This window comes from Janibacter anophelis NBRC 107843 (assembly GCF_001570945.1).
GTDB classification, from domain to species: domain Bacteria; phylum Actinomycetota; class Actinomycetes; order Actinomycetales; family Dermatophilaceae; genus Janibacter; species Janibacter anophelis.
Map to the genome: position 1 here is coordinate 1 of NZ_BCSQ01000048.1, position 19,615 is coordinate 19,615.

A 19,615-nucleotide genomic window follows, 5' to 3' on the forward strand; every position below is an offset into this window, starting at 1 on the left:
GAGCCGCGGGACGAAGCCCGCGAGCGGGCTCGCCGCGTCGAACCACCGCGTGAGCGTCACGAGGTAGGTCGACGCGGGCAGGGCCATGGCGGCGAGGCCGACGAGCCCGGTGGCCGTGGCGACGAGCGGGCGCCGGGCACGAGGCCCGAAGCGCCACAGCAGTCCCGCCGCGGCGAGCAGCGCGACGAGGCCGATGGCGAAGCCGCGGAAGAAGGGTGGGATGACCTCGTCGGCCGCCTCGAGCTGGGCGGCGTCGTCGACGAGCGAGGCGATCCGCTCGTCGACCGGGGCGTCGTCGCGCACCGGCACGAGCTGGCGCCCCACGACCTCCGGGGGCGGGGTCATGCCGGCGGTCGTGAGGGCGGTGTGGGTGACGTCGGCGAGCTGGGCCATCTCGTCGCGCGTCGTCGAGTCCGAGTGCAGCCAGCCGGGCCGGATCCCGCTGCCCGCCATGGCCAGCACCCGCAGGCCGGGCTTGCCGCCGTCGTCGGCGAGGCCCGCGAGGATGATCACGGTGTCGGAGTCCGACGCGGCCACGACGTCGTCGACGACGGCATCGACGGCCGCGACCTGACCGGCGCGGACATCCCCCTTCGCCCCCGCGCCGACGCTGCCGTCGACCCCCGGGACGGTGATGGCCGGGGCGCCGACGAGGGTCAGCGCGCACGACTCGTGGATGCCGGGACGCCCTGAGGGGACCTGCCCGTCGTGGTCCGGCATGGCCAGGACCGCGCCGTCGCCGCTCCCGGCGATGCATCCGCCGGCGTCGGCCACCGCCTGGCCGAGGGTGCCGATCCGCGCGTCGAATCCTTGGTCCGCGATCCGATCGGACAGGTCCCGCCAGTAGTCGGGGTCCACGTCCACCGCGGTGGTCTCCGGCCCGGAGTTGATCTGCGGCAGCGGCGAGCAGTTCGGCAGGGCGCGGGGATGGGCCCGCAGTTCCTCCCGCGTGACGTCCCGCGGCTCAGCCGCCCGGGTGCCGGCGGACAGCCCGAGCCACCCGTCGCTCGGGCAGGAGGTGAAGTACGTCGAGCGCACGTTGAGGTTGGTGATCGCCGCCTTGCTGGCGAAGGAGTGCAGGGCCGGGGTGTCCTCGCGCGTCACGTCGCTCCACGACAGGCCCGGAGCGCCGACGACGACGACGTCGCGGGGCTCGTCGCTCCCTGAGGAGGTCGCGAAGCGACCGTCTCGAAGGGCAGCGGCAGCAGGAGTGGAGGACGGCACGACGAGGGCTGCGGTGAGGACCGCGAGCGCCATGAGCAGGAGCGCCACGCCGCGACGACGAAGGGGGCGGCGCGGGCTCTTCATGTGCCCACCGTAGTGACCTGCGCCGACGACGAACGTCCATCGGACACAATGACGGCATGTTCCGCCTGAGCCGTCCCCACCTGCTCCTCGGGGTGCTGCTCTTCGCGGTGATCGCGGCGTGGCCGCTCGCGAAGTTCCTCCTGCTCTTCCCCCAGGACCAGTGGCAGGTGGACGTGCAGGTCTACCGGGAAGGCGGCATCTCGGTGCTGCAGGGGCGCGACATCTACGCGCAGATGACCCAGCCGCCGCAGCTGCTGCCCTTCACCTACCCGCCGATCGCGGCCTTCCTGTCCGTGCCGTTGGCCTTCGTCCCGTTCACCGTCGCGGCCTGGGCGTGGTCGATCACGCAGCTGCTCGCCAACGTCGCGATCGTGTGGATCGCCTGGTACCGGGTGCGCGAGCGGGTCGGGGTATGGGCGCCGGTGCTCGTCGGGGTCGTCGCGGCCGGCTTCCTGTGGACCCAGCCGGTGGGCGACGGGATCCGCTTCGCCCAGGTCAATGCCTTCCTCGTGCTCATGTGCCTGCTCGACCTGCGGCGGCCGCGGCCGGCGTGGCTGCTCAAGGTGCCGCCCGGGATGCTCGTCGGCATGGCGATGGCGATCAAGCTGACACCGGGCGTCTTCGTCATCCACTACCTGCTCAACAAACGGTGGCGCGAGGCCGGGTGGGCGATCGGCACGGCCACCTTCGTCTCGGTCGCGGCCTGGCTCGTGCTGCCGCAGGCGTCCTTCGCCTTCTGGGGCGGGGCGCTGTCGGACCCGACCCGTTTGGGCCCCAACGACGGCTCGGCCAACCAGGCCTTCCGCGCGACGCTGCTGCGTCGCGGGCTCGAGGGCACCGAGCTGACGCTCGCGTGGGCGCCGTGGCTGCTCGTCGTGGGCGCAATCGTCTTCTGGGTGGCCCGCCGTGCGTACCGCCAGGGCGACTGGGTCGCCGAGGCCGCCGCGGTGGGCCTGTCCGGGTTCCTGCTCTCACCGGTCTCGTGGGTGCACCACCTGCACTGGATCATGGTCATCGTCCCGGCGATCCTCGGCTGGGCCCTCACCCGCTCGCCCGTCGACTGGCGCCGGGTGGGTGCGGCGGCCGTCGTCGTCGCGTGGTTCGTGTGCACGATGCCGTTCTGGGGGGTGCTGTGGAAGCGGGAGGGCAGGGACCCCCGCTGGGTCGGCGACCTGCTCGTCGAGGGCAATGTCATCGGCAGCGTCGTCGTGTTGGCGCTGCTCGCGTGGGCGGTGCACCGTACCGACCGCGAGCGGGCCCACGAGACACCGGTCGCGGAGGGCGACCCAGCACCTAGGGTGAGCGCATGAGTGCCGTCGAGATCGCCTTGGTCTGCGCTCTCGCCCTCGCCCTGCTGTGCGTCGTCGTGCTGATGGCCCGCGTGCGTGGACTCACCGACCGGGTCGCGGTGCTCGAGGAGCGGTCGCCCGTCGGCGAAGGCGACCTGGTCGCCCTTCGTCATGACGTCTCCCAGGCGCTGCGGCACGTCGCGGTCGTGCGCTACGACGCCTTCGGCGACATGGGCGGACGACTCTCCTTCTCCGCGGCGATCATCGACGACACCGGTGACGGGCTCGTCATCAGCAGCATCCACGGCCGCGGGGAGTCCCGCACCTACGCCAAGGGCGTCGTCGGTGGCGATGCCGACGCCACGCTCACCCCCGAGGAGCGCCAGGCGCTCGCCGCGGCCCGCACCGGGTCACCGGACGCCTGACCCCCCCTTCGTCCCCCAGGAGGAGACATGACCCGCTACGCCTACCTCGGCCCCGAGGGCACGTTCACCCAGCAGGCGCTGATGAGCTGGGTCGGCGACGCCGAGCACGAGCAGGTGCCGCTCGGGTCCGTCGACGCGGCCCTCGACGCGCTGCGCTCCGGCGAGGTCGACGCGGCGGTCGTGCCGATCGAGAACTCGGTCGAAGGGGGTGTCTCCGCCACCCTCGACGCCCTCGCCTCGGGCGACCCGCTCGTCGTCGTCGGCGAGGTGCTCGTGCCGATCACCTTCGTCATCTGCGCCCGGGCCGGCACGACGCTGGCCGACGTGAGGGCCATCGGCACCCACTCGCACGCGTGGGCGCAGGTGCGCGGGTGGGCGGACAAGCAGGCGCCGCAGGCGATCTACGTGCCCACGCTGTCGACGGCGTCCGCGGCCCAGGACCTCGCGGAGCACCCGGAGGAACTCGGCTACGAGGCCGCGGTGTGCGCGCCGGTCGCGGCCGAGCACTTCGGTCTCGACGTGCTCGCGCACGACATCGGCGACATGGCCAATGCCGTCACCCGCTTCGTCGTCGTCTCGCGGCCCGACTGGCTGCCGCGGCCCACCGGTCGCGACAAGACGACGGTCGTGCTCTACCAGCGCTCCGACCGCGCCGGTGGCCTGCTGGAGCTGCTCGAGCAGTTCGCCGTCCGCGGCATCAACATGACGCGCCTGGAGTCGCGGCCGACGAAGGAGTCGATGGGCTCGTACTGCTTCTCCATCGACCTCGAGGGGCACGTGCAGGACGAGCGGGTCGGTGCGGCCCTGATGAGCCTGCACCGGGTGTGCGCGGACGTGCGCTTCCTCGGCTCCTACCCGGCCGCCGCCGGCACGCCCATCACCGTCGACCCGATCACGAGCGACGCGGCCTTCGTCGCCGCGCGGGACTGGCTGGACCGGCTGCGGCGCCTCGGGGACTGACCCCGCACAAAGTGTGGCTGGCCACACCTGCGAGGGTCGGCCACAGCACGTGGTGTGGCTGACTCTCGTAGATGTGGCTCACTCCCGGCCCAGCACGCCCTCACACCAGTCGAGCAGCCGCGCCGTGAGCGCGGCCGACTCGGGCAACCTCGCGTCGGACAGGTAGGAGTGCCACAGCCCCTCGGCGAGCACGAGGTCCGCCTCACCACCGGCCTCCCGCCACGCGGTGTGGATGCGTGCGGTGTCCGACAGGAAGAGGTCGCGCGTCCCGGTGGTGAGGATCGCCGGCGGCAGCGCCCCGCCGGTCCAGTCGGCGTGGACAGGTGAGACGAGCGGGTCCCGCAGATCGGCCCCACCTGCGTACGCGCGGGCGAAGCGCTCCTGCTGCCCCCGCCACCGGATCCATGCGTCGCGCCCCTCGTTGACGCGGTACGAGTCGCCCTCGCCCGCCAGGTCGCCGAAGGGGGTCAGCGCCACCACCCCGAGCGGCAGCGGCGGCCCGTCACCCGCCGCGCGCATGGCCCGAAGGCGTTGCAGCACACCGAGAGCCAGGTTGGCGCCGGCCGAGACCCCGCCGAGCAGCACCCTCGGCCCGCGCTCGGCCACCCCGGCCAGGTACGCCTCGAGACAGACGTCGATCGCCACGGGGAAGCGTGCCTCCGGCGCCAGCGGGTACTCCACCGACACCACCGGCCGCCCCAGCCCGGCGGCCAGCCGCAGTCCGGTCCCGTCGCGCGCCGAGCCCCAGCAGAAGCCTCCGCCGTGGATCCACAGCACCCACGCGTCGTCCACCCGAGCCGACTCCGGCCCATCGACCGCCGTCATGACCAGGTGACCCCGCGCATCACGCTCGACCTCGACCCCCAGCGCCGCGCGGTCCGCGTCGAAGCCCTCGCGCCGGGCCGCGGCTCCCTTCGTCCGCAGCCATCGGGTGATCCGGGGCGTCAACGGCCACCGGTGGACCCGGTTGTCCGCCTCCGCGGCGGCCGCGATAGCCACCGAGCTGACCGTCGGCGGGAATCCTGCCCTCATCCCGACCACGGATCGATGACTGCCACCCCACGGAAGTCCGCCACGTTGCGCGTCACCACGGTGAGGTCGTGCACGACCGCCGTCGCTGCGATGAGGGCGTCACGCTCGGGGCGGGGGTCGGGCACGTGCAACCGGGCGGCCGCTCTGGCCACCCCGACGTCCACGGGCAGGATCCGCCCGTCGAAGGCATCGAGGACCTCATCCTCCAACCACCCCAGCAGCCGCCCCCCGGCCGCGACGTCTCGGCGGGCGAGCCGCGCGATGCCCAGCTCGATCTCGAGGATCGTCACAGCGGAGAGGTACAGCTGCGACGGAGCCCGGGACGCGACCCACGCGCGAACCGACGGCTCGGCCTTCGACGCCGGCTTGCGCAGCTCGCTGATGACGTTGGTGTCGAGGAGGTGGCTCACAGTTCCGGGACCCGCAGGCTGATCTCGACGGGCTCGAAGTCCACGTCGAGGTCGTCCCCCATGCTCAGCCGGTCGACCAGGTCGGCACCGCTCTCTCCCATCCGGCGGTAGTCGTCGATGGAGAGCAGGACGAAGGCGGGCTCGCCGCGGTCGGTGATCACCACCGGGCCCTCGCCAGCCGCGCGCTTGGCTGCGCTCACGTCTTGGTTGAACTCGCGGGCACTCATCGTCGACATGTCGCTCACCTCCGTAGGTATGTACCTACTTTAGGCGTGACACGCACGGCCCACAAGACCTCACAGGTGCTCCCGACCGCTCACATGCGTGTCGACCCAGTGGTTGACCTCGCCCCACCGCGCGTCGAGCCACGTCGCGACCTCGTCGCCGTCGGTCGGCACGTCCTCGCTGTGGTAGGTCCGCCCGCGCAGCAGCAGCCGGTTGCGGAAGGGGACGGCCCGGATCACCGCAGCCGGCCCGGAGATCATGTCGAGACCGGTGTGCGCGATGACCATGACATCGGCCTCGGGCGCGTGCTGCCGGATCGACGCGACGCCGCGCGAGCGCGCCTCGAGGACCCACGGTCGGGCGACCGCCGTGGCGAGCCGGTCGGGCTCACCCTGCTCGCGCAGGCGGCGCACCTGGTCCTCGTGCCGGTCCCGGGTCCAGTTGCGTCCCTCGGGGAAGATGAGCATCGCGTCCTTGTGGGTGAGGGTGGAGGCGAGTTCGGCGACCCCCTTCGTCCGGTCGTCGCCGGCACCCGAGCGCGACGGGACGAAGTAGGAGTCGAGCCGCTGCAGCACCATCGCGATGCCCGGGTCCCACAGCAGCGCGTCGGCGAGCACGATCCGCGGGATGCGCCCGGCCGTCGAGGCGAGCAGCCACGCGATGGCGAGCGAGTCGGCGGGGCCGGCGTGCCGGGAGATGACGACGAGCGGGTGCCCGGGACGTCCGACGGTCAGCTCCCCCTCGATCTCGATGTGGAACCCCACGACCCGCTTGGCCGTGAAGAGCACGTTGTCGAGCGCGCGCTGGATGAGGGCGAGGTGGTCGGCATCCCATGTCGGGCTCGTGCCGCGCGGCGAGCGCAGCCGCAGGTACCAGCACTCGACGACGAGCCCGATGTCCTCCCACATGATGTACACGGCGAGGAAGAGGCAGCGCAGGATGGCCAATCGTCGGTCCCACGGCCACAGCAGCAGGAGGAAGGGAGCGACGACGACGAAGAGCAGCGACATGACGATGCCGAAGAGCGGGTAGAACGCCTGCAGCACCAACCGCAGCCACACCGGCGGGGCGGGGAGCGAAGGGAGCGAGCTGATCCTCATCGCGTGGTCCCCTCGAGGTAGGCGCTGCTCGCCTCGAACGCCCGCTCCATCCGGTCCTCGACCTTGGCCACCGACCCCTGCCCGATGAGCGAGGCCGTCGGCGTGCGGTCGGAGCCGCTCGGCAGCACGTGCAGCCGCACCGAGTCGGGCACCTCGGCGATCTCCTCGACGAAGCGGTGCCGACGCGCGATCTCGAAGGCGACCAGCCCGACGTCGAGCGGGTTGCTCGGCGCGGTGAGCCGCTGCTCGACGCGGCCGACCTGCAGTACGTGGATGTCCGTCGCACCGAGCGCGATCGCCCGGCCGACCGGGATGGAGTGGACCAGGCCCCCGTCGTAGTAGTGCGCCCCGTCCACCTCGACGGGCGCGAAGAGACCCGGCACGGCACAGCTCGCGGCGACCGCCGGGGCGATCGGCCCGGACGTGAACCACCGGGAGGCCGAGCTCTCGATCTCGGCGGCGACGCACTGGAAGGGCACCGGCAGGTCCTCGATGAGCTCCACCCCCAGGTGCGCGCTCACGAGGTCGGGGATCAGCCCGCGTCGCATGACGTGCGTGCGGTGCCTGGCGAAGCGCGCAGCCTGCCGGACGGGGTTCTCGTTCATCTCGCCCGAGGTGACGACGTCGCGCCACAGCTCCTCGAGGCGGGCGACCCCGTCGGCCGTCGGGTCGGCGGCGACGAAGGCCCCGTTGACCGAGCCGATGCTCGTGCCGACGACGAGGTCGGGGATGATCCCGGCGGCGAGCAGCGCCCGGAGCATGCCCACCTGGGTCGCGCCGAGGACGCCGCCCCCACCGAGGACGAAGGCGGTCGTGGGCATGGCGGCAGATTACTTCGGAGGCGAGTCGGCCCGGGGATCGGAGCCGTCCTGGGGGATGACGTCGACGCCGACCTTGAGGCTGGAGCTGCCCCCTTCGCCGAAGATCACGCCCTTGAGCGGGGAGACGTCCCGGAAGTCGCGGCCCCACCCGGTGACGATGTAGCGCGAGTCGGCGAAGTGGTTGTTGGTCGGGTCGAGATCGACCCAGTCGCCGTCGGGGGTCATCGCCGACACCCACGCGTGCGAGGCGTCCGAACCCTGCAGCTTGACCTTGCCCGGCGCCGGACGCGTCTCGATGTACCCCGAGACGTAGCGCCCCGGGATGCCGACGGCACGCAGGCAGCCGACGGCGAGGTGGGCGAAGTCCTGGCACACGCCCTCGCGCTGGTCGAGCAGCTCGGGCAGCGTCGTCTTGACGCTCGTCGTGCCCTTGGCATACGTGAAGTCCCGGAAGATGTCGGCGTAGAGCGCGACGAGCGCCTCACCCAGAGGCCGATCGGGCGGGAGGATGCCGACCGCGTAGGCGATGACCTCGGGCGCGATCTCGACGAGCTGGGAGGGCAGCAGGTACTGCGCGGCCTCGGCCCGGTCGATCCCCTCACCGGCGACGAAGAGCTCGGCCGCCTCGGCGACCGTCCACCCGTTGAGCCGGTCCATGTCCGGCGCCGGCCACTCGATCTCGACGAGGCTGCTCTTGTAGACGTCGAGCACGGTGTGCGGGGTGCGCACCTCGTAGAAGCTCGAGTGGTTGCCGAAGTGGTCGACGTGCTCGGTGTGGATGTGCGGGTCCGGCGTGATCTCCACCGTGTGCCGCAGGATCCGCTGCTGCTCGGTCTCCCGCGGGCGCAGCAGCGCCCGACCGAAGGAGTCGGTGATGTACTCCTCGTAGGTGTACGTCGTGCGGTGGCGCACCTCGTACTGACGAAGGGTGTGGTGCTCCGGCTTGATCACGGGCACCAGGGGGTCGCCGGTGGCGACCGGCTCCGGGGCCGGTGGGCTCGGGGGGATGGCGGTGTCCCCCTTAGGGTGCAGCTCCTTGGTCGGGTCCTGGTCGGGGGCCGGCTGTTCGTCGGCCGTCGCCTCGCCGGCCAGCGCCTCCTCGGACAGCGTCTCGTCGGCGCGGTGCTCGTCGGTGCTCACCAGGACTCCTCCCCGCCGTTCCACTGGACCCACTGGACATTGCGGCCGGGCTCCTTGCGGCTGAAGTAGGCCGCGTCGAGGGTCCGGTGGGCCTCGCGCAGGTCGGCACCCAGCTGCGTCAGGGCCTCCGCGAGCGGGCGACGTCCGTCGGCGAAGAGCACGTCGAGGTCGAGCGTCCCGATCCGCTCGGCGAGGGCACGCACGGTCGGCAGCGTCTGCTCGTCCTCGATGAGCTCGAGGTCCTCGACGAGGCGTGCGATCTGGAAGGCGACCGAGCGCGGGTTGGTGACGTCGCGCAGCAGCAGGTCGACCGCTGCCTCCTGGGCGGACATCATGCCGAGGCCCGAGGTCAGGCGGCGGCGGTAGGTGATGACCGACTCCGCGGCGAGCAGGGCGGCCTCGGTCGTCGTGCCCTCGACGACCGGGGTGCGCTCGACACCGAGCACGGAGGCGAGCAGCCGGATCGTCTGCTGGGCACGCTCGACGCGCTTGCCGGCGTCGGCGAAGGCCCACGCCGGATCGCGCACGAGCGACTCGACGCCGATGCCGGCGAGCGCGAGCAGGCCCTCGATGGTCTCCATGAGCAGCTCCTGCAGGTCGTCCTGCGGGACGGCGTGCTGCAGGGTGCGCTCCAGACGCGACATGACGAGCCAGGTGTCGACCGAGAGGGTCTCGCGCACGGCCTGGGCGGCGATGACCGCGCGGTGCGTGCTGTAGGCGACCGACCCGACGATCCGCGGCTCGAGGGTGAGCTCACGCAGGTGGGGCAGGGGGTCGGCTCGCCGCTCGCGAGCCTCCTCGCCGTCTCCGCCGAAGCCCGGCCGCACGGACATGACCTCGGTGACCGCGTCGAGGATCGCGAGCATCGCGGTGTGCCCGGTGGTGCCGGGGCGGGCGGCGTGGTCGTCGACGAGGTTGTCGGCGACGCGCAGCAGGCGGGCCGCGGCCTCGGCGCGCTCGGCGTAGCGGCCCATCCAGTACAGGTCGCTCGCGACACGCGGGGCGGGCGCGGCGTACCCGGGGGCGGTGCCCCCTTCGAGCCGGCCGGGCAGGGTGATCGTCTCGCCGGCGGTCGGCAGGGTCTCGGGGTCGGCGCGGACCCACACGTCCTTGCTCATCGCGCCGGTGAGGCTCGAGATCGCCCCGGAGTCGGCGCGCACGGCCACGCGGCCGAGGCCGCCGGGCATGACGGCGTAGTCGTCCTCGTCCGCGACGGCGAAGGTGCGCAGCACGACGCTGCGCGGCTCGAGCCCACCCGCGGTCACGACGGGCGCAGTGCTCATGGTCAGCGGGTCCTGCGCGGTCCACCGCCACGGCTCGGCCTGGATGCGCATGGCGAGGTCGTCGCGCTCCTGCGCGCTGAGCTCCCAGCCGAAGATCGAGTTGCTGTTGCCGCTGCGGGAGGCCGGCTTGACGACGAGGCTGGAGAGCTGGGTGACGATGTGACTCAGGTGGGTCGGCTCGCCGGCCCACCACGTCTGGGTCGAGGCCAGGGCGAGGTCCTCGTCGAGGACGTGGCGGCAGATCTGCGGCAGGTACGGGATGAGGGCGGGGTTCTCCAGGACGCCGGAGGAGACGGGGTTGACGATCGAGACGTGCCCGAGCCGGGCGGCCTCGACCATCCCGGGCAGGCCGAGACGGGAGTCGCTGCGCAGGTCGAGCTGGTCGATGGCGTCGCCCTCGATGCGGCGCATGACGACGTCGACCGGGGAGAGCCCGCTCGTCGTGCGCATCCAGATCCGCCCGTCGCGGCTCACGAGGTCCTCGGACTCGACGACGGGCACGCCGAGCACGGTCGACTGCAGCGCCTCGTCGAAGGCCGTGTCGCTCAGGGCGCCCGGCGTGAGGATGACGATGCGCGGGACGTCATCGGTCTGCGGGGCGGCGGCGACGAGGGCCTGCTGCAGCTTGTAGAAGAAGCCGCGCAGCCGGGCCAGGTCGACCTCACGGTGCAGGTCGGGCAGCACGCGGGCGGTGATCCGGCGGTTGGCCATGGCGAAGCCGGCCCCGCTCGGCGCCTGGGTGCGGTCGGAGAAGACGCGCCACGTGCCGTTGCGGTCGCGGGCCAGGTCCATGGCCGGCATGACGAGCTGGCGCGGGCCGGGGACACGGATCCCGTCGGCCTGCGGCAACCACCCGTCGTGCCCGTAGACCGCGGCGCCGGGCAGGATGCCCGACCGGACGAGCAGCTGGTCGCCGCTGAGGTCGGTGAGGACGGCGTCGAGCAGCGCAGCCCGCTGGCGCACGCCGTGCTCCAGGCGGGTCCACTCGGTCGCGCCGAAGGTCAGCGGCAGCGGGTCGAGCGCCCACTCCCGCGGCTCCGTCGGGACCTGCGGCCCCCCGGGGTCGTCCTCGTCCTCGGGCATGACGCCGGCGCCGTAGGTGATGCCGTCGTCGGCGACGAAGCGCCGGCTCGCCGACCGTGCGGCCAGCAGGGCCGCCAGACCGTGCCGGGTGATCCGCTCGGCCAGCGGCTGCGCCGCCTCACGCACGCCGTCGAGCGTGACGAGCTCGTCGACCCCTTCGCTCCGGGTGACGACCTCGCGGTAGTCGTCGATGAGGTCGGGGACGGGATCACCGATGGCCGCAGCGGACATGCTGCGACACTAACGCGCCGGGCACCCCCCACCGCAACGAACTGTGGCTGGCCACACCTCGGATGGTCGGCCACAGCACGTGGTGTGGCGGACGATCGCGGGTGTGGCCAGCCACAGTTCGTGTGGGTGGCGCGGTCGAGCGAAGGGGGTCAGCGCCCGCCCGGACCGCCGGTCACCTTGACGTCGGCCCAGACGAGCCGGTGGTCGCTCGTCGGGAAGGGGTAGGTGCCGGTGAGGCGGTACAGCGGGCTGTCGCTCGTGGGCCAGAAGACCTCGCAGTCACGGATCGGCAGGTTGCGGCTCGGCAGCACGTAGTCGACGCGGATGTTGCCCGGCGGCTCGGCGAAGTCGGCCGTGTCCTGGGCCGGGTCGCCGGTGTGCTCGTCGTTGATGCCGCCCTGCAGCTCGCTGGCCTCGACGCCCCCGTCGCTCGTGGGGGTGTGCGAGGTGTTGACCCGCGGGCTGCCGAGCAGCTGGTGGATCGCGTTGTCCGTGCTGTCGCCGTCGTTGGGGTCGGCGTTCTGGTCGCCCGCGATGACGAAGCGCGCGTTGCGCTCGAGGCCGCCACGGCCCCCTTCGTCGTCGTAGATGTAGTCCGCGCTGCGGCCGCCGGTCACGTAGTCGGCCCAGAAGCGGATCTCGTCGGCATTGCGCCGGCCGTTGCGGTCCTCCGCGCCGTCGAAGGTGGGCGGCGTCGGGTGGCTGGTGAGGAAGTGGACCGTCGAGCGGCCGATCTCGATCGGCAGGTCCCAGTGGCTCTTGGAGCTCAGCCGCAGGTCGGCCTGCTCGTCCGCAGAGTAGTACTCGGTGGGGATGCGGTTGCCGGGCATGTCCTGCCAGCGGAAGTCCTGGAAGGTGCGCACCGCGTCGGTGTCGATCGGGTACCTGCTGTAGACGACCATGCCGTACTGACCGGGGAAGAGCCCGAAGCCGTAGGCGTCGTCGCCGCCGCCGATCGTGCCGTCGTTGTTGAGGTCGTGACCGCTCGGCACGCCCGTGTTGCTCGGCGCGATGTAGTGGTACGGGTACTCGATCGGGTCCGCGCCGCGCTGGCCGACCGCGAGGTAGTTGTCACGGAAGAGCTCCGCCGCCTCCGGCGAGTAGTCGAACTCGTTGACGAGCACGACGTCGGGCTCGGCCCGCTGGATCGTCTCGGCGACGTTTTGCGCCTGGACGTTGTCGCCGGTGGCGAGGTCCCGCTCGAGCTGGCCCTCGGTCGCGCGGTTGAGCGAGGCGTTGAAGGTGGCGAACCGGACGGTCTGGGCGCCGGGCTTCCCTTGGTGCGGAGCGGCGGTGGCGGCGGACGCCGAGGCGAATGCGAGCGAGACGGCGCCGGTGATCGCGGCGTACCTGTGGAGTCGGGTCATGCGCCGACGGTAGGCGCGAAGGGAGAACACCGCCTGACGTCCGCGCGAACAGACCTTCAGGCCTCGAGCACAACGTGGGTCGAGGTGCGAGGGCGTCCGCGCCCGAGCCTCGAGACCAACCCCAAACACCTCTTTGCAAATATCTCTTTGCGTTCTATCGTGGCTCCCATGGAACCCGTCGTCCCCGACGTCACCCAGCTGCGCGCGCTGACCCACCCGGTCCGCCTGCGCATCCTCGGCCTGCTGCGCACCCTCGGGCCGACCACGGCCAGCCAGGTCGCGCGCCGCCTGGGCCTGAACTCCGGGGCGACGAGCTATCACCTGCGCCAGCTCGCCGAGCACGGCTTCGTCGAGGAGGCGCCCGAGCTGGGCAACAAGCGCGAGCGCTGGTGGCGGGCGAGCACCCTGATGACCTCCGTCCCGGAGCGGGCCGACGCGGGGGACGAAGGGAGGGACGCCACCGATGCCTTCCACCAGCTGGCCGTCACCCACTCCGCGACCCGGATGCAGGCGGCCGCCGCCCGACGCGGCGGCGAGAGCGACCCCTGGCGCGCGGTCACCTCGGTGAGCGACCTGCAGGTCGCGGTCACGGCCGAGCAGGCCGCGACGATCCAGTCACGCTTCGAGGACCTCGTGTGGCAGGTCCTCGACGAGTTCCCGCCGACGCCCGGCCCGGTGGGCGAGGGACAGCGCCGCTTCGCCGTGGTCGTCTCGAGCTTCCCCACCGAGGACGAGGAGCCCTGGGACGACGTGGGTCGAGGTGCGACGAGCGCCAGCGAGGAGCCTCGAGACCATGCCTGAGCCCCTCTCCCCGACCGCCGCCCGCCGGATCTTCCTCACCCTGACGACGACCCGCTGGCTGCCGATCGGCTTCGTCGTCGGGCTCTTCACACTCTGGATGCTCGAGCGCGGCCTCACCCTGCCCCAGGCCCTCACGGCCTCGGCGGTCACTGGTGTCGCGGTCGTGGCCCTGGAGCTGCCGACCTCCGGCTTCGCCGATGCCCTCGGTCGTCGCCCGGTCCTCGTCGCGGCGGCCGTCGCCAACGTCGCGGCGATCCTGGCGTTGCTGGTCGCCCAGTCCTTCGCGGCCTTCGTCGTCGCGTCGCTGCTCACCGGTGTCTTCCGCGCGCTCGACTCCGGGCCGCTCGAGGCCTGGTACGTCGACACGGTGCACGCGAGCCGTCCCGGAGCCGATGTCGACCAGGACCTGTCCCGCTCGACCTCGATCCTCGGGCTGGCCATCGCCGGTGGCGCCCTGCTCTCGGGCGGGCTCGTCGCCTGGCACCCGGTCGCATCGCACTCGGCGCTGTGGCTGCCGATCGTCATCTGCCTGGCCCTGTCGGTGGTCCACCTCGTCGCCGTCCTCGTCCTCATGCGCGAGCCGAGGACGCACCTCGACGCCACGGGCTGGGCCCGGGCCGCGACCTCGGCCCGGGAGACGCCCGGTGTCATCGCCTCCGGTCTGCGGCTCGTGCGCGACAACCCCGTGCTGCGGGGACTCGTGCTCCTCGAGTGCTTCTGGTCCACCGCGATGATCGCGATGGAGTCGCTGACACCGGTGCGGATGGCGGAGCTGCTCGGCAGCGAGGAGCGCGCCGGCGTCGTCATGGGACCCCTGGCTGCGGGCGCGTGGCTCGTCTTCGCCGTCGGCGCCTGGCTGTGCGGTCGGGCCTCGGCGCGGTGGGGGGTCGCCCGCGCGGCGATCCTCGGGCGGGTCGTCCACAGCGTGCTGACGATGGGCATGGCGCTGGCCGTCGGACCCATCGGTCTCGTCGTGGCGCACCTGCTCGCCTACACCGGGCACGGCATGCAGGGCCCGGCCTACAGCGCCCTGCTCCACCGGGAGGCGAGCTCGGCCAACCGCTCGACCGTGCTGTCCCTGGCGTCGATGTGCGCCTTCGGGTTCACTGCCATGACGATGCCGCTCGCCGGTCTGCTCGCCGCCGCGACCTCGACCCCGGTGGCCATGGCGGCCGCGGGCGCCTTCGGACTCGGTGGCGTGTGGTGCCTCCTGCCGGCCCTCAAGGCCGAGCGGTCCCGCCCTTCGCGGGTCGAGGTACCGGCGGCCCATGAGGAGGGACACGACCACCTCGACCCGGGTCCGGGGAGCTCAGGCGAAGACCCGCCTGAAGGCGGCATGGGTCCGGGCGCCCACGACCACCGTCACCGCTGGTACGGCGAGACACAGCCACCGGGCGCTCGTGAGCTCCCCCTCGAGGCCACCGAGCAGCACGTGCAGACCCGTCCACAGCAGGACGAGGCCGGCGACGGGCGCGACGAGTCGCAGCAGCCCGTCGCGGTACACGGCAGCCAGGCACAGCGCCGCCAGGACCGCGAGGGGGACGGCGACGAGAGGCCCGCTCACGTCGCCGGCACCGCCGAGGTCCCACAGGTTGTGCAGGAGCACCGGCGGCGGGACGTCCTCCTGCAGCGGGCCGTTGGTGTCCTCCCACTCGCCCTCCCAACGGGTCACGGGCACCCAGGTCGAGATGAGCAGGCCGAGCGCGCACGCCACGAGGGCGCCGCGCCCGGCCGCGAGGTCGACAAGGGCTGCTGCGTCGTCGCTGGTGGTCGGCACGACGACAACCTAGCGGAGGCCCCCTTCGCCCTGCCTCACATCGTGCGGGAGATGAGCTCCTTCATGATCTCGTTGGTCCCGCCGTAGATCTTCTGCACCCGGGCGCCGGCGTACAGGCGCGCGATCGGGTACTCGAGCATGTAGCCGTAGCCGCCGAAGAGCTGCAGGCAGCGGTCGATGACCTCGCACTGCACATCCGTCGTCCAGTACTTCGCGCGCGACGCGGTGGCCGCGTCGAGCCGGCCGTCCACGTGCAGCTGGACGCAGTGGTCGAGGAAGGTCCGCGCCGCCAGGACATCGGTCGAGACCTCGGCGAGGGTGAAGCGCGTGTTCTGGAAGGCCGAGATCGGCTTGCCGAAGGCCGTGCGCTCCTTGGTGTACGCCACGGCCAGGTCGACGGCCAGCTCCGCCGAGGCGACCGCGCCGACGGCGATGGCCAGCCGTTCCTGCGGCAGCTGCATCATCAGCTGGTAGAAGCCCTGGCCCTCCTCCTCGCCGAGGAGGTTGGCCGTCGGCACGTGCATGTCGGTGAAGGCGAGCTCGCGGGTGTCCTGACCGTGCTGGCCCACCTTGTGCAGCACCCGGCCGCGCTCGAAGCCGTCGAGCCCGTCGACCTCGGCGACGATGAGCGAGATGCCTTGTGCCCCTTCACCGCCGGTGCGGGCGACGACCACGACGAGACCAGCGTGCGAGGAGTTGGTGATGAAGGTCTTGGACCCGTTGATGACGTAGTGGTCACCGTCCCGCCTGGCGGTCGTCTTGATGTTCTGCAGGTCCGAGCCCGTGCCCGGCTCAGTCATCGCGATGGCACCGACGAGCTCGCCGCTGGCCATCTTGGGCAGCCACTTCTGCTTCTGCTCCTCGGAGCCGTACGCGAGGATGTAGTGCGCGACGATCGAGGAGTGCACGGAGTAGCCGAAGGCGTCATCACCTGAGCGACCCTGCTCCCACATGACCGCCGCCTCGTGGGCGAAGTTGCCCCCGCCACCGCCGTACTCCTCCGGCACGGAGATGCACAGCAGTCCGGCCGCGCCCGCGGCGAGCCAGGTCTCCTTGTCGACCTGGTGCTGCTCGGCGAAGCGCTCCTGGTGCGGCGTCACCTCCCGCTCGAAGAAGGTGCGGGCCAGGGTGAGCACGTCGGCCACCTCGTCCTGCATCCACGGGGAGACATAGGGCTGGGGCATGAGGATCTCGGGCATCGTTGCCTTCCAATCGACGCCGGTCGAGGTGCGAGGAGCCCCAGCGACGAGCCTCGAGACCTGGTGAGTGATCTCGAGGCTTGGCCGCCGACGGCCGCGCACCTCGATCAGCGTGGGGCGTGGGATCAGGGGGAGCGAAGGGGGGTGAGCGGCAGGTCGTGCTCGCTCGCCCAGGCGGCCCACTCCGTGGCCGTGCGGCCGAAGAAGACCTCCTGGAGCCGCTCACGCGAGAGCTCCTCGGGCGCGATGCCGAGGACCTCGAGCAGGCGGACGGTGAAGTGCGGCTCGAGCGCGGCGAGCGCCATCGGGCCGTCGGCGCTGTCGTAGATGCCGTAGACCGGCAGTCCCCCACCGAGCAGCGCACCCGGTGCGGTCAGGCCGTGGGCCAGCGGCCGCGACATCGTCTCGGCGAGGTCGGACAGGGGCACCTCGCGGCGCACCCCCTCCCCCACGCGAGCGCGGGCCACGAGCGCTGCAGCCGCCTCGGCGGCGGCGCGCTCCGACCCGGCGAGGTCGACGACGAGGGTGGTGGGCATGCTCCCTTCGCCCAGGAGGCCGGTGTCGGCCTGGTAGGTGAGGTCGTGACCGGGCACCTCCGCCTGCTCACCGGGGTAGCCGACGATGTCGACCTGGCAGACCTGCGGGTGGCGCTCGTGCACGGAGGCGAAGTCCAGCCCGAGCCGTCGCAGCGCGGACGGTCGCGAGCTGGTGACGAAGACGTCTGCGGCAGAGAGCAGCTCGTCGACCTCGGCGCGCCCCTCGTCGGACTTCAGGTCGACCCGGCGGATCTCCTGACCGACGTGCAGCTCGTCGAAGTATGGCCGGGCGAACTGCTCCATCGGGTCACCGATCGGGGGGATGACCGTGGTGACGCTCGCCCCCTGCCGGGCCAGCCGCGCGACGGCGGCCGGCCCGGGCAGGTTGATGGCGATCGAGAGGACCCGCACGCCGTCGAGCGGGGCTGCCACGTCGATCAGACCCGGTCGGCGAGCGTTCCGGACGCGACCCGACCGCGCAGCCACTGCGACGGGCGGAAGCGCTCACCGTAGGTGTCTGCGAGCTCGTCGGCCCGCGCGACGAAGCCGGCCAGGCCCCCTTCGTAGTTCGTCATGAAGGTCGCCGGACCACCGGTGTGCGGCGGGAAGCCGATACCGAAGATGCCGCCGATGTTGGCCGACTCCGCGTCCCCCAGCACGCCGTCCTCGAAGCACCCAGCCGTCTCCAGCGCCATGATGAAGAGGTAGCGGTCCTGCAGGTCACGCAGGGGGATCTCGGTGCCCGTGGCGAAGCGCTCCCGCAGCTGCGGCCACAGGACCTTGGGCTGGCCCTCCGGGTAGTCGTACATCCCCGCGCCGGCGGCGCGGCCCTTGCGGCCCTCGGCGACGAGCGTGTCGATGAGCTCCTCGCCCGGGCCCTTGGGCAGCCTCGTGCCCTCCGCGGCCGCGGCCTTCTCGGCCTCGGCCCGGATGTGCTGGGTGAGGGTCAGCGAGACCTCGTCGAGCATCGCCAGCGGCGGGGCCGGGAAGCCGGCCGTCGTCGCGGCCCGCTCGACGACCATCGGGTCGATGCCCTCGGCCACGGCGGTGGCGCCCTCGAGGATGAGGGTTCCGAAGACGCGGCTGGTGTAGAAGCCGCGACCGTCACCGACGACCACCGGGATCTTGCGGATCTGCTGGACGATGTCGATCGCCCGGGCCGTCGCCTCGTCGGAGGTCTGCTCGCCGCGGATGATCTCGACGAGCTGCATCTTGTCCACGGGGGAGAAGAAGTGCAGACCGATGAAGTCCTTGGGGCGGGTGGCGAACTCCTGCAGCGAGGTGATCGGCAGCGTCGAGGTGTTGGAGCATAGCAGGGTGTCCGGGCCGACGACGGCCTCGACCTCGGCGAAGACCTTCTTCTTCAGCTCGTAGTCCTCGAAGACGGCCTCGATGACGACGTCGACGTCGGCCAGGTCGGCCGCCTCGGCGGTCGGGGTGATGCGGGCCAGCACGGCGTCGGCCTTGGCCTGGTCCATCTTGCCGCGCTCGACGCGCTTGGCGAGGAGCTTCTCGGAGTAGCCCTTGCCCTTGTCCGCGCCCTCGACCGAGACGTCCTTGAGGACGACGTCGATGCCGGACATGGCCGCCGAGTACGCGATGCCGGCGCCCATCATTCCGGCACCGAGGATGCCCACCTTGGCGACCTTGCGCTTCTCGACGCCCTCGGGGCGCAGCTTGCCGCTGTTGATCGCCTGCAGGTCGAAGAAGAAGGCTTGGATCATCGCGGTCGACTCGCGACCGGCCGCGAGCTCGGTGATGTAGCGCGACTCGATCCGGCTCGCGGTGTCGAAGTCGACCTGCGAACCCTCGACGGCGGCCGAGAGGATCGCGCGGGGCGACTTCGTCGGGGCGCCCTTGAGCGTCTTGCGCAGGTTGGCGGGGAAGGCCGGCAGATTCATCGCGAACTTAGGGACCGACGGGGTGCCGCCGGGGATCTTGTAGCCCTTGACGTCCCACGGCTTGGTGGCGGCGGTCTCGTCGCCCTTGTGCTCACGGATCCACTGCTTGGCGGCCGGGACGAGCTCCTCGGGCGTCGCGACGAGCTGGTCGATGACCCCCTTCTCCTTGGCCTGGGCGGGCGCGTACTGCTGGCCCTGCAGCAACCAGCCCATGAGGGCCTCCTGGATGCCGAGCATCCGCACCAGACGGGTCACGCCGCCGCCGCCGGGCAGCAGACCGAGGGTGACCTCGGGCAGGCCGAGCTTGATCTTCGGGTCGTCGACCGCGATGCGGTGGTGCGTCGCGAGCGCCAGCTCCAGGCCACCACCGAGGGCGGCGCCGTTGATCGCGGCGACGACGGGCTTGCCGAGCTGCTCGAGGCGACGCAACTGGGACTTGATGCCCTCGATGCCGGCGAAGAACTCGCCAGCGGTCTCCTCGGTGACCGACTGCAGGTCGGTCAGGTTGCCGCCGGCGAAGAAGGTCTTCTTGGCGGAGGTCAGCACGACACCGGTGATCTCGTCGCGCTCGGACTCGAGACGGTCGACCGTCTCGCCCATCGCGGCGATGTAGGTGTCGTTCATCGTGTTGGCGCCGGCGCCGGGGTCGTCCATCGTCAGGGTGACGATGCCCTCGTCGTCGCGCTCGTAGCGGATCATGTTCTCGCTCATGGCTGGTTCCAGTTCC

The 19,615-nt window shown here is 72.0% G+C and carries 17 protein-coding genes; 5 read left to right on the forward strand and 12 right to left on the reverse strand.

Annotated features, from left to right (window positions below):
• The coding region (locus JAN01S_RS12455) for a hypothetical protein (RefSeq protein WP_218000038.1) at nucleotides 1-1,308 on the reverse strand (1,308 nt) is incomplete at its 3' end.
• Nucleotides 1,309-1,364: 56 nt separating this feature from the next.
• On the opposite strand from JAN01S_RS12455, the gene JAN01S_RS12460 reads away from it, so the two are divergent.
• Genes JAN01S_RS12460 through pheA form a run of 3 tightly spaced genes read left to right on the forward strand, consistent with a single transcriptional unit; the run spans nucleotide 1,365 to nucleotide 3,982 of the window.
• Nucleotides 1,365-2,618, forward strand: coding sequence for a glycosyltransferase 87 family protein (locus tag JAN01S_RS12460; protein ID WP_068318774.1), 1,254 nt, complete (start codon nucleotides 1,365-1,367; stop codon nucleotides 2,616-2,618).
• Nucleotides 2,615-3,022, forward strand: a complete 408-nt coding sequence (locus JAN01S_RS12465; protein ID WP_068318775.1) for a DUF4446 family protein — start codon at nucleotides 2,615-2,617, stop codon at nucleotides 3,020-3,022. Before JAN01S_RS12460 ends, JAN01S_RS12465 begins: the two co-directional genes overlap by 4 nt.
• A 27-nt stretch (nucleotides 3,023-3,049) precedes the next feature.
• Nucleotides 3,050-3,982: a prephenate dehydratase gene (gene pheA / locus JAN01S_RS12470; RefSeq protein WP_068318776.1), complete on the forward strand. Its 933-nt coding sequence runs from the start codon at nucleotides 3,050-3,052 to the stop codon at nucleotides 3,980-3,982.
• Between the two features lie 78 nt (nucleotides 3,983-4,060).
• Here pheA and JAN01S_RS12475 read toward each other — a convergent pair whose 3' ends face one another.
• The 8 genes from JAN01S_RS12475 to JAN01S_RS12510 all read right to left on the reverse strand — a co-directional run bounded on the left by JAN01S_RS12475 (nucleotide 4,061) and on the right by JAN01S_RS12510 (nucleotide 12,674).
• Entirely contained in the window at nucleotides 4,061-4,981 is a 921-nt protein-coding gene (locus JAN01S_RS12475; protein WP_068318778.1) for an alpha/beta hydrolase, read from the reverse strand.
• A gap of 29 nt (nucleotides 4,982-5,010) precedes the next feature.
• Nucleotides 5,011-5,424, reverse strand: coding sequence for a type II toxin-antitoxin system VapC family toxin (locus tag JAN01S_RS12480; protein WP_068318780.1), 414 nt, complete (start codon nucleotides 5,422-5,424; stop codon nucleotides 5,011-5,013).
• On the reverse strand, nucleotides 5,421-5,660 hold the full coding sequence (locus JAN01S_RS12485) for a type II toxin-antitoxin system Phd/YefM family antitoxin (RefSeq protein ID WP_068318782.1): 240 nt from the start codon (nucleotides 5,658-5,660) through the stop codon (nucleotides 5,421-5,423). The genes JAN01S_RS12480 and JAN01S_RS12485 overlap by 4 nt, the downstream gene beginning before the upstream one ends.
• 60 nt (nucleotides 5,661-5,720) lie before the next feature.
• Nucleotides 5,721-6,749 (reverse strand): 1-acyl-sn-glycerol-3-phosphate acyltransferase, encoded by a 1,029-nt coding sequence (locus JAN01S_RS12490; RefSeq protein WP_084360225.1) that lies wholly within the window; start codon nucleotides 6,747-6,749, stop codon nucleotides 5,721-5,723.
• Entirely contained in the window at nucleotides 6,746-7,570 is an 825-nt protein-coding gene (locus JAN01S_RS12495) for a patatin-like phospholipase family protein (protein ID WP_068318785.1), read from the reverse strand. The genes JAN01S_RS12490 and JAN01S_RS12495 overlap by 4 nt, the downstream gene beginning before the upstream one ends.
• 9 nt (nucleotides 7,571-7,579) lie before the next feature.
• Nucleotides 7,580-8,710, reverse strand: a complete 1,131-nt coding sequence (locus JAN01S_RS12500) for a transglutaminase family protein (protein ID WP_068318787.1) — start codon at nucleotides 8,708-8,710, stop codon at nucleotides 7,580-7,582.
• Nucleotides 8,707-11,307, reverse strand: coding sequence for a circularly permuted type 2 ATP-grasp protein (locus JAN01S_RS12505; protein ID WP_068318789.1), 2,601 nt, complete (start codon nucleotides 11,305-11,307; stop codon nucleotides 8,707-8,709). The genes JAN01S_RS12500 and JAN01S_RS12505 overlap by 4 nt, the downstream gene beginning before the upstream one ends.
• Nucleotides 11,308-11,456: 149 nt before the next feature.
• Nucleotides 11,457-12,674, reverse strand: coding sequence for an endonuclease/exonuclease/phosphatase family protein (locus JAN01S_RS12510; protein WP_068318819.1), 1,218 nt, complete (start codon nucleotides 12,672-12,674; stop codon nucleotides 11,457-11,459).
• Between the two features lie 168 nt (nucleotides 12,675-12,842).
• Between JAN01S_RS12510 and JAN01S_RS17590 the strand changes: the two genes are divergently transcribed.
• Both JAN01S_RS17590 and JAN01S_RS12520 read left to right on the forward strand, forming a co-directional pair.
• Entirely contained in the window at nucleotides 12,843-13,475 is a 633-nt protein-coding gene (locus JAN01S_RS17590) for an ArsR/SmtB family transcription factor (RefSeq protein WP_068318791.1), read from the forward strand.
• Nucleotides 13,468-15,339: an MFS transporter gene (locus tag JAN01S_RS12520; protein ID WP_244884841.1), complete on the forward strand. Its 1,872-nt coding sequence runs from the start codon at nucleotides 13,468-13,470 to the stop codon at nucleotides 15,337-15,339. The genes JAN01S_RS17590 and JAN01S_RS12520 overlap by 8 nt, the downstream gene beginning before the upstream one ends.
• Here the strand turns inward: JAN01S_RS12520 and JAN01S_RS12525 are convergent.
• The 3 genes from JAN01S_RS12525 to JAN01S_RS12535 form a co-directional block, all read right to left on the reverse strand.
• A complete protein-coding gene (locus tag JAN01S_RS12525) occupies nucleotides 15,288-16,451 on the reverse strand; it encodes an acyl-CoA dehydrogenase family protein (RefSeq protein WP_068318794.1) in 1,164 nt (387 codons plus the stop codon). The two genes, JAN01S_RS12520 and JAN01S_RS12525, sit on opposite strands and share 52 nt — an antisense overlap.
• 125 nt (nucleotides 16,452-16,576) lie before the next feature.
• Nucleotides 16,577-17,419, reverse strand: a complete 843-nt coding sequence (locus tag JAN01S_RS12530; protein WP_068318821.1) for a CoA transferase — start codon at nucleotides 17,417-17,419, stop codon at nucleotides 16,577-16,579.
• 5 nt (nucleotides 17,420-17,424) lie between these two features.
• Nucleotides 17,425-19,599 (reverse strand): 3-hydroxyacyl-CoA dehydrogenase NAD-binding domain-containing protein, encoded by a 2,175-nt coding sequence (locus JAN01S_RS12535; RefSeq protein WP_068318796.1) that lies wholly within the window; start codon nucleotides 19,597-19,599, stop codon nucleotides 17,425-17,427.
• Nucleotides 19,600-19,615: the final 16 nt, after the last annotated feature.

Bases quoted from the DNA above. Each gene is read 5' to 3' on its own strand.
- JAN01S_RS12510 (WP_068318819.1), bottom strand. From the start codon at position 12,674: ATGACCCGACTCCACAGGTACGCCGCGATCACCGGCGCCGTCTCGCTC.
- JAN01S_RS12520 (WP_244884841.1), top strand. From the start codon at position 13,468: ATGCCTGAGCCCCTCTCCCCGACCGCCGCCCGCCGGATCTTCCTCACC.
- JAN01S_RS12485 (WP_068318782.1), bottom strand. From the start codon at position 5,660: ATGTCGACGATGAGTGCCCGCGAGTTCAACCAAGACGTGAGCGCAGCC.
- JAN01S_RS12465 (WP_068318775.1), top strand. From the start codon at position 2,615: ATGAGTGCCGTCGAGATCGCCTTGGTCTGCGCTCTCGCCCTCGCCCTG.
- pheA (WP_068318776.1), top strand. From the start codon at position 3,050: ATGACCCGCTACGCCTACCTCGGCCCCGAGGGCACGTTCACCCAGCAG.
- JAN01S_RS12490 (WP_084360225.1), bottom strand. From the start codon at position 6,749: ATGAGGATCAGCTCGCTCCCTTCGCTCCCCGCCCCGCCGGTGTGGCTG.
- JAN01S_RS17590 (WP_068318791.1), top strand. From the start codon at position 12,843: ATGGAACCCGTCGTCCCCGACGTCACCCAGCTGCGCGCGCTGACCCAC.
- JAN01S_RS12505 (WP_068318789.1), bottom strand. From the start codon at position 11,307: ATGTCCGCTGCGGCCATCGGTGATCCCGTCCCCGACCTCATCGACGAC.
- JAN01S_RS12460 (WP_068318774.1), top strand. From the start codon at position 1,365: ATGTTCCGCCTGAGCCGTCCCCACCTGCTCCTCGGGGTGCTGCTCTTC.
- JAN01S_RS12535 (WP_068318796.1), bottom strand. From the start codon at position 19,599: ATGAGCGAGAACATGATCCGCTACGAGCGCGACGACGAGGGCATCGTC.
- JAN01S_RS12525 (WP_068318794.1), bottom strand. From the start codon at position 16,451: ATGCCCGAGATCCTCATGCCCCAGCCCTATGTCTCCCCGTGGATGCAG.
- JAN01S_RS12495 (WP_068318785.1), bottom strand. From the start codon at position 7,570: ATGCCCACGACCGCCTTCGTCCTCGGTGGGGGCGGCGTCCTCGGCGCG.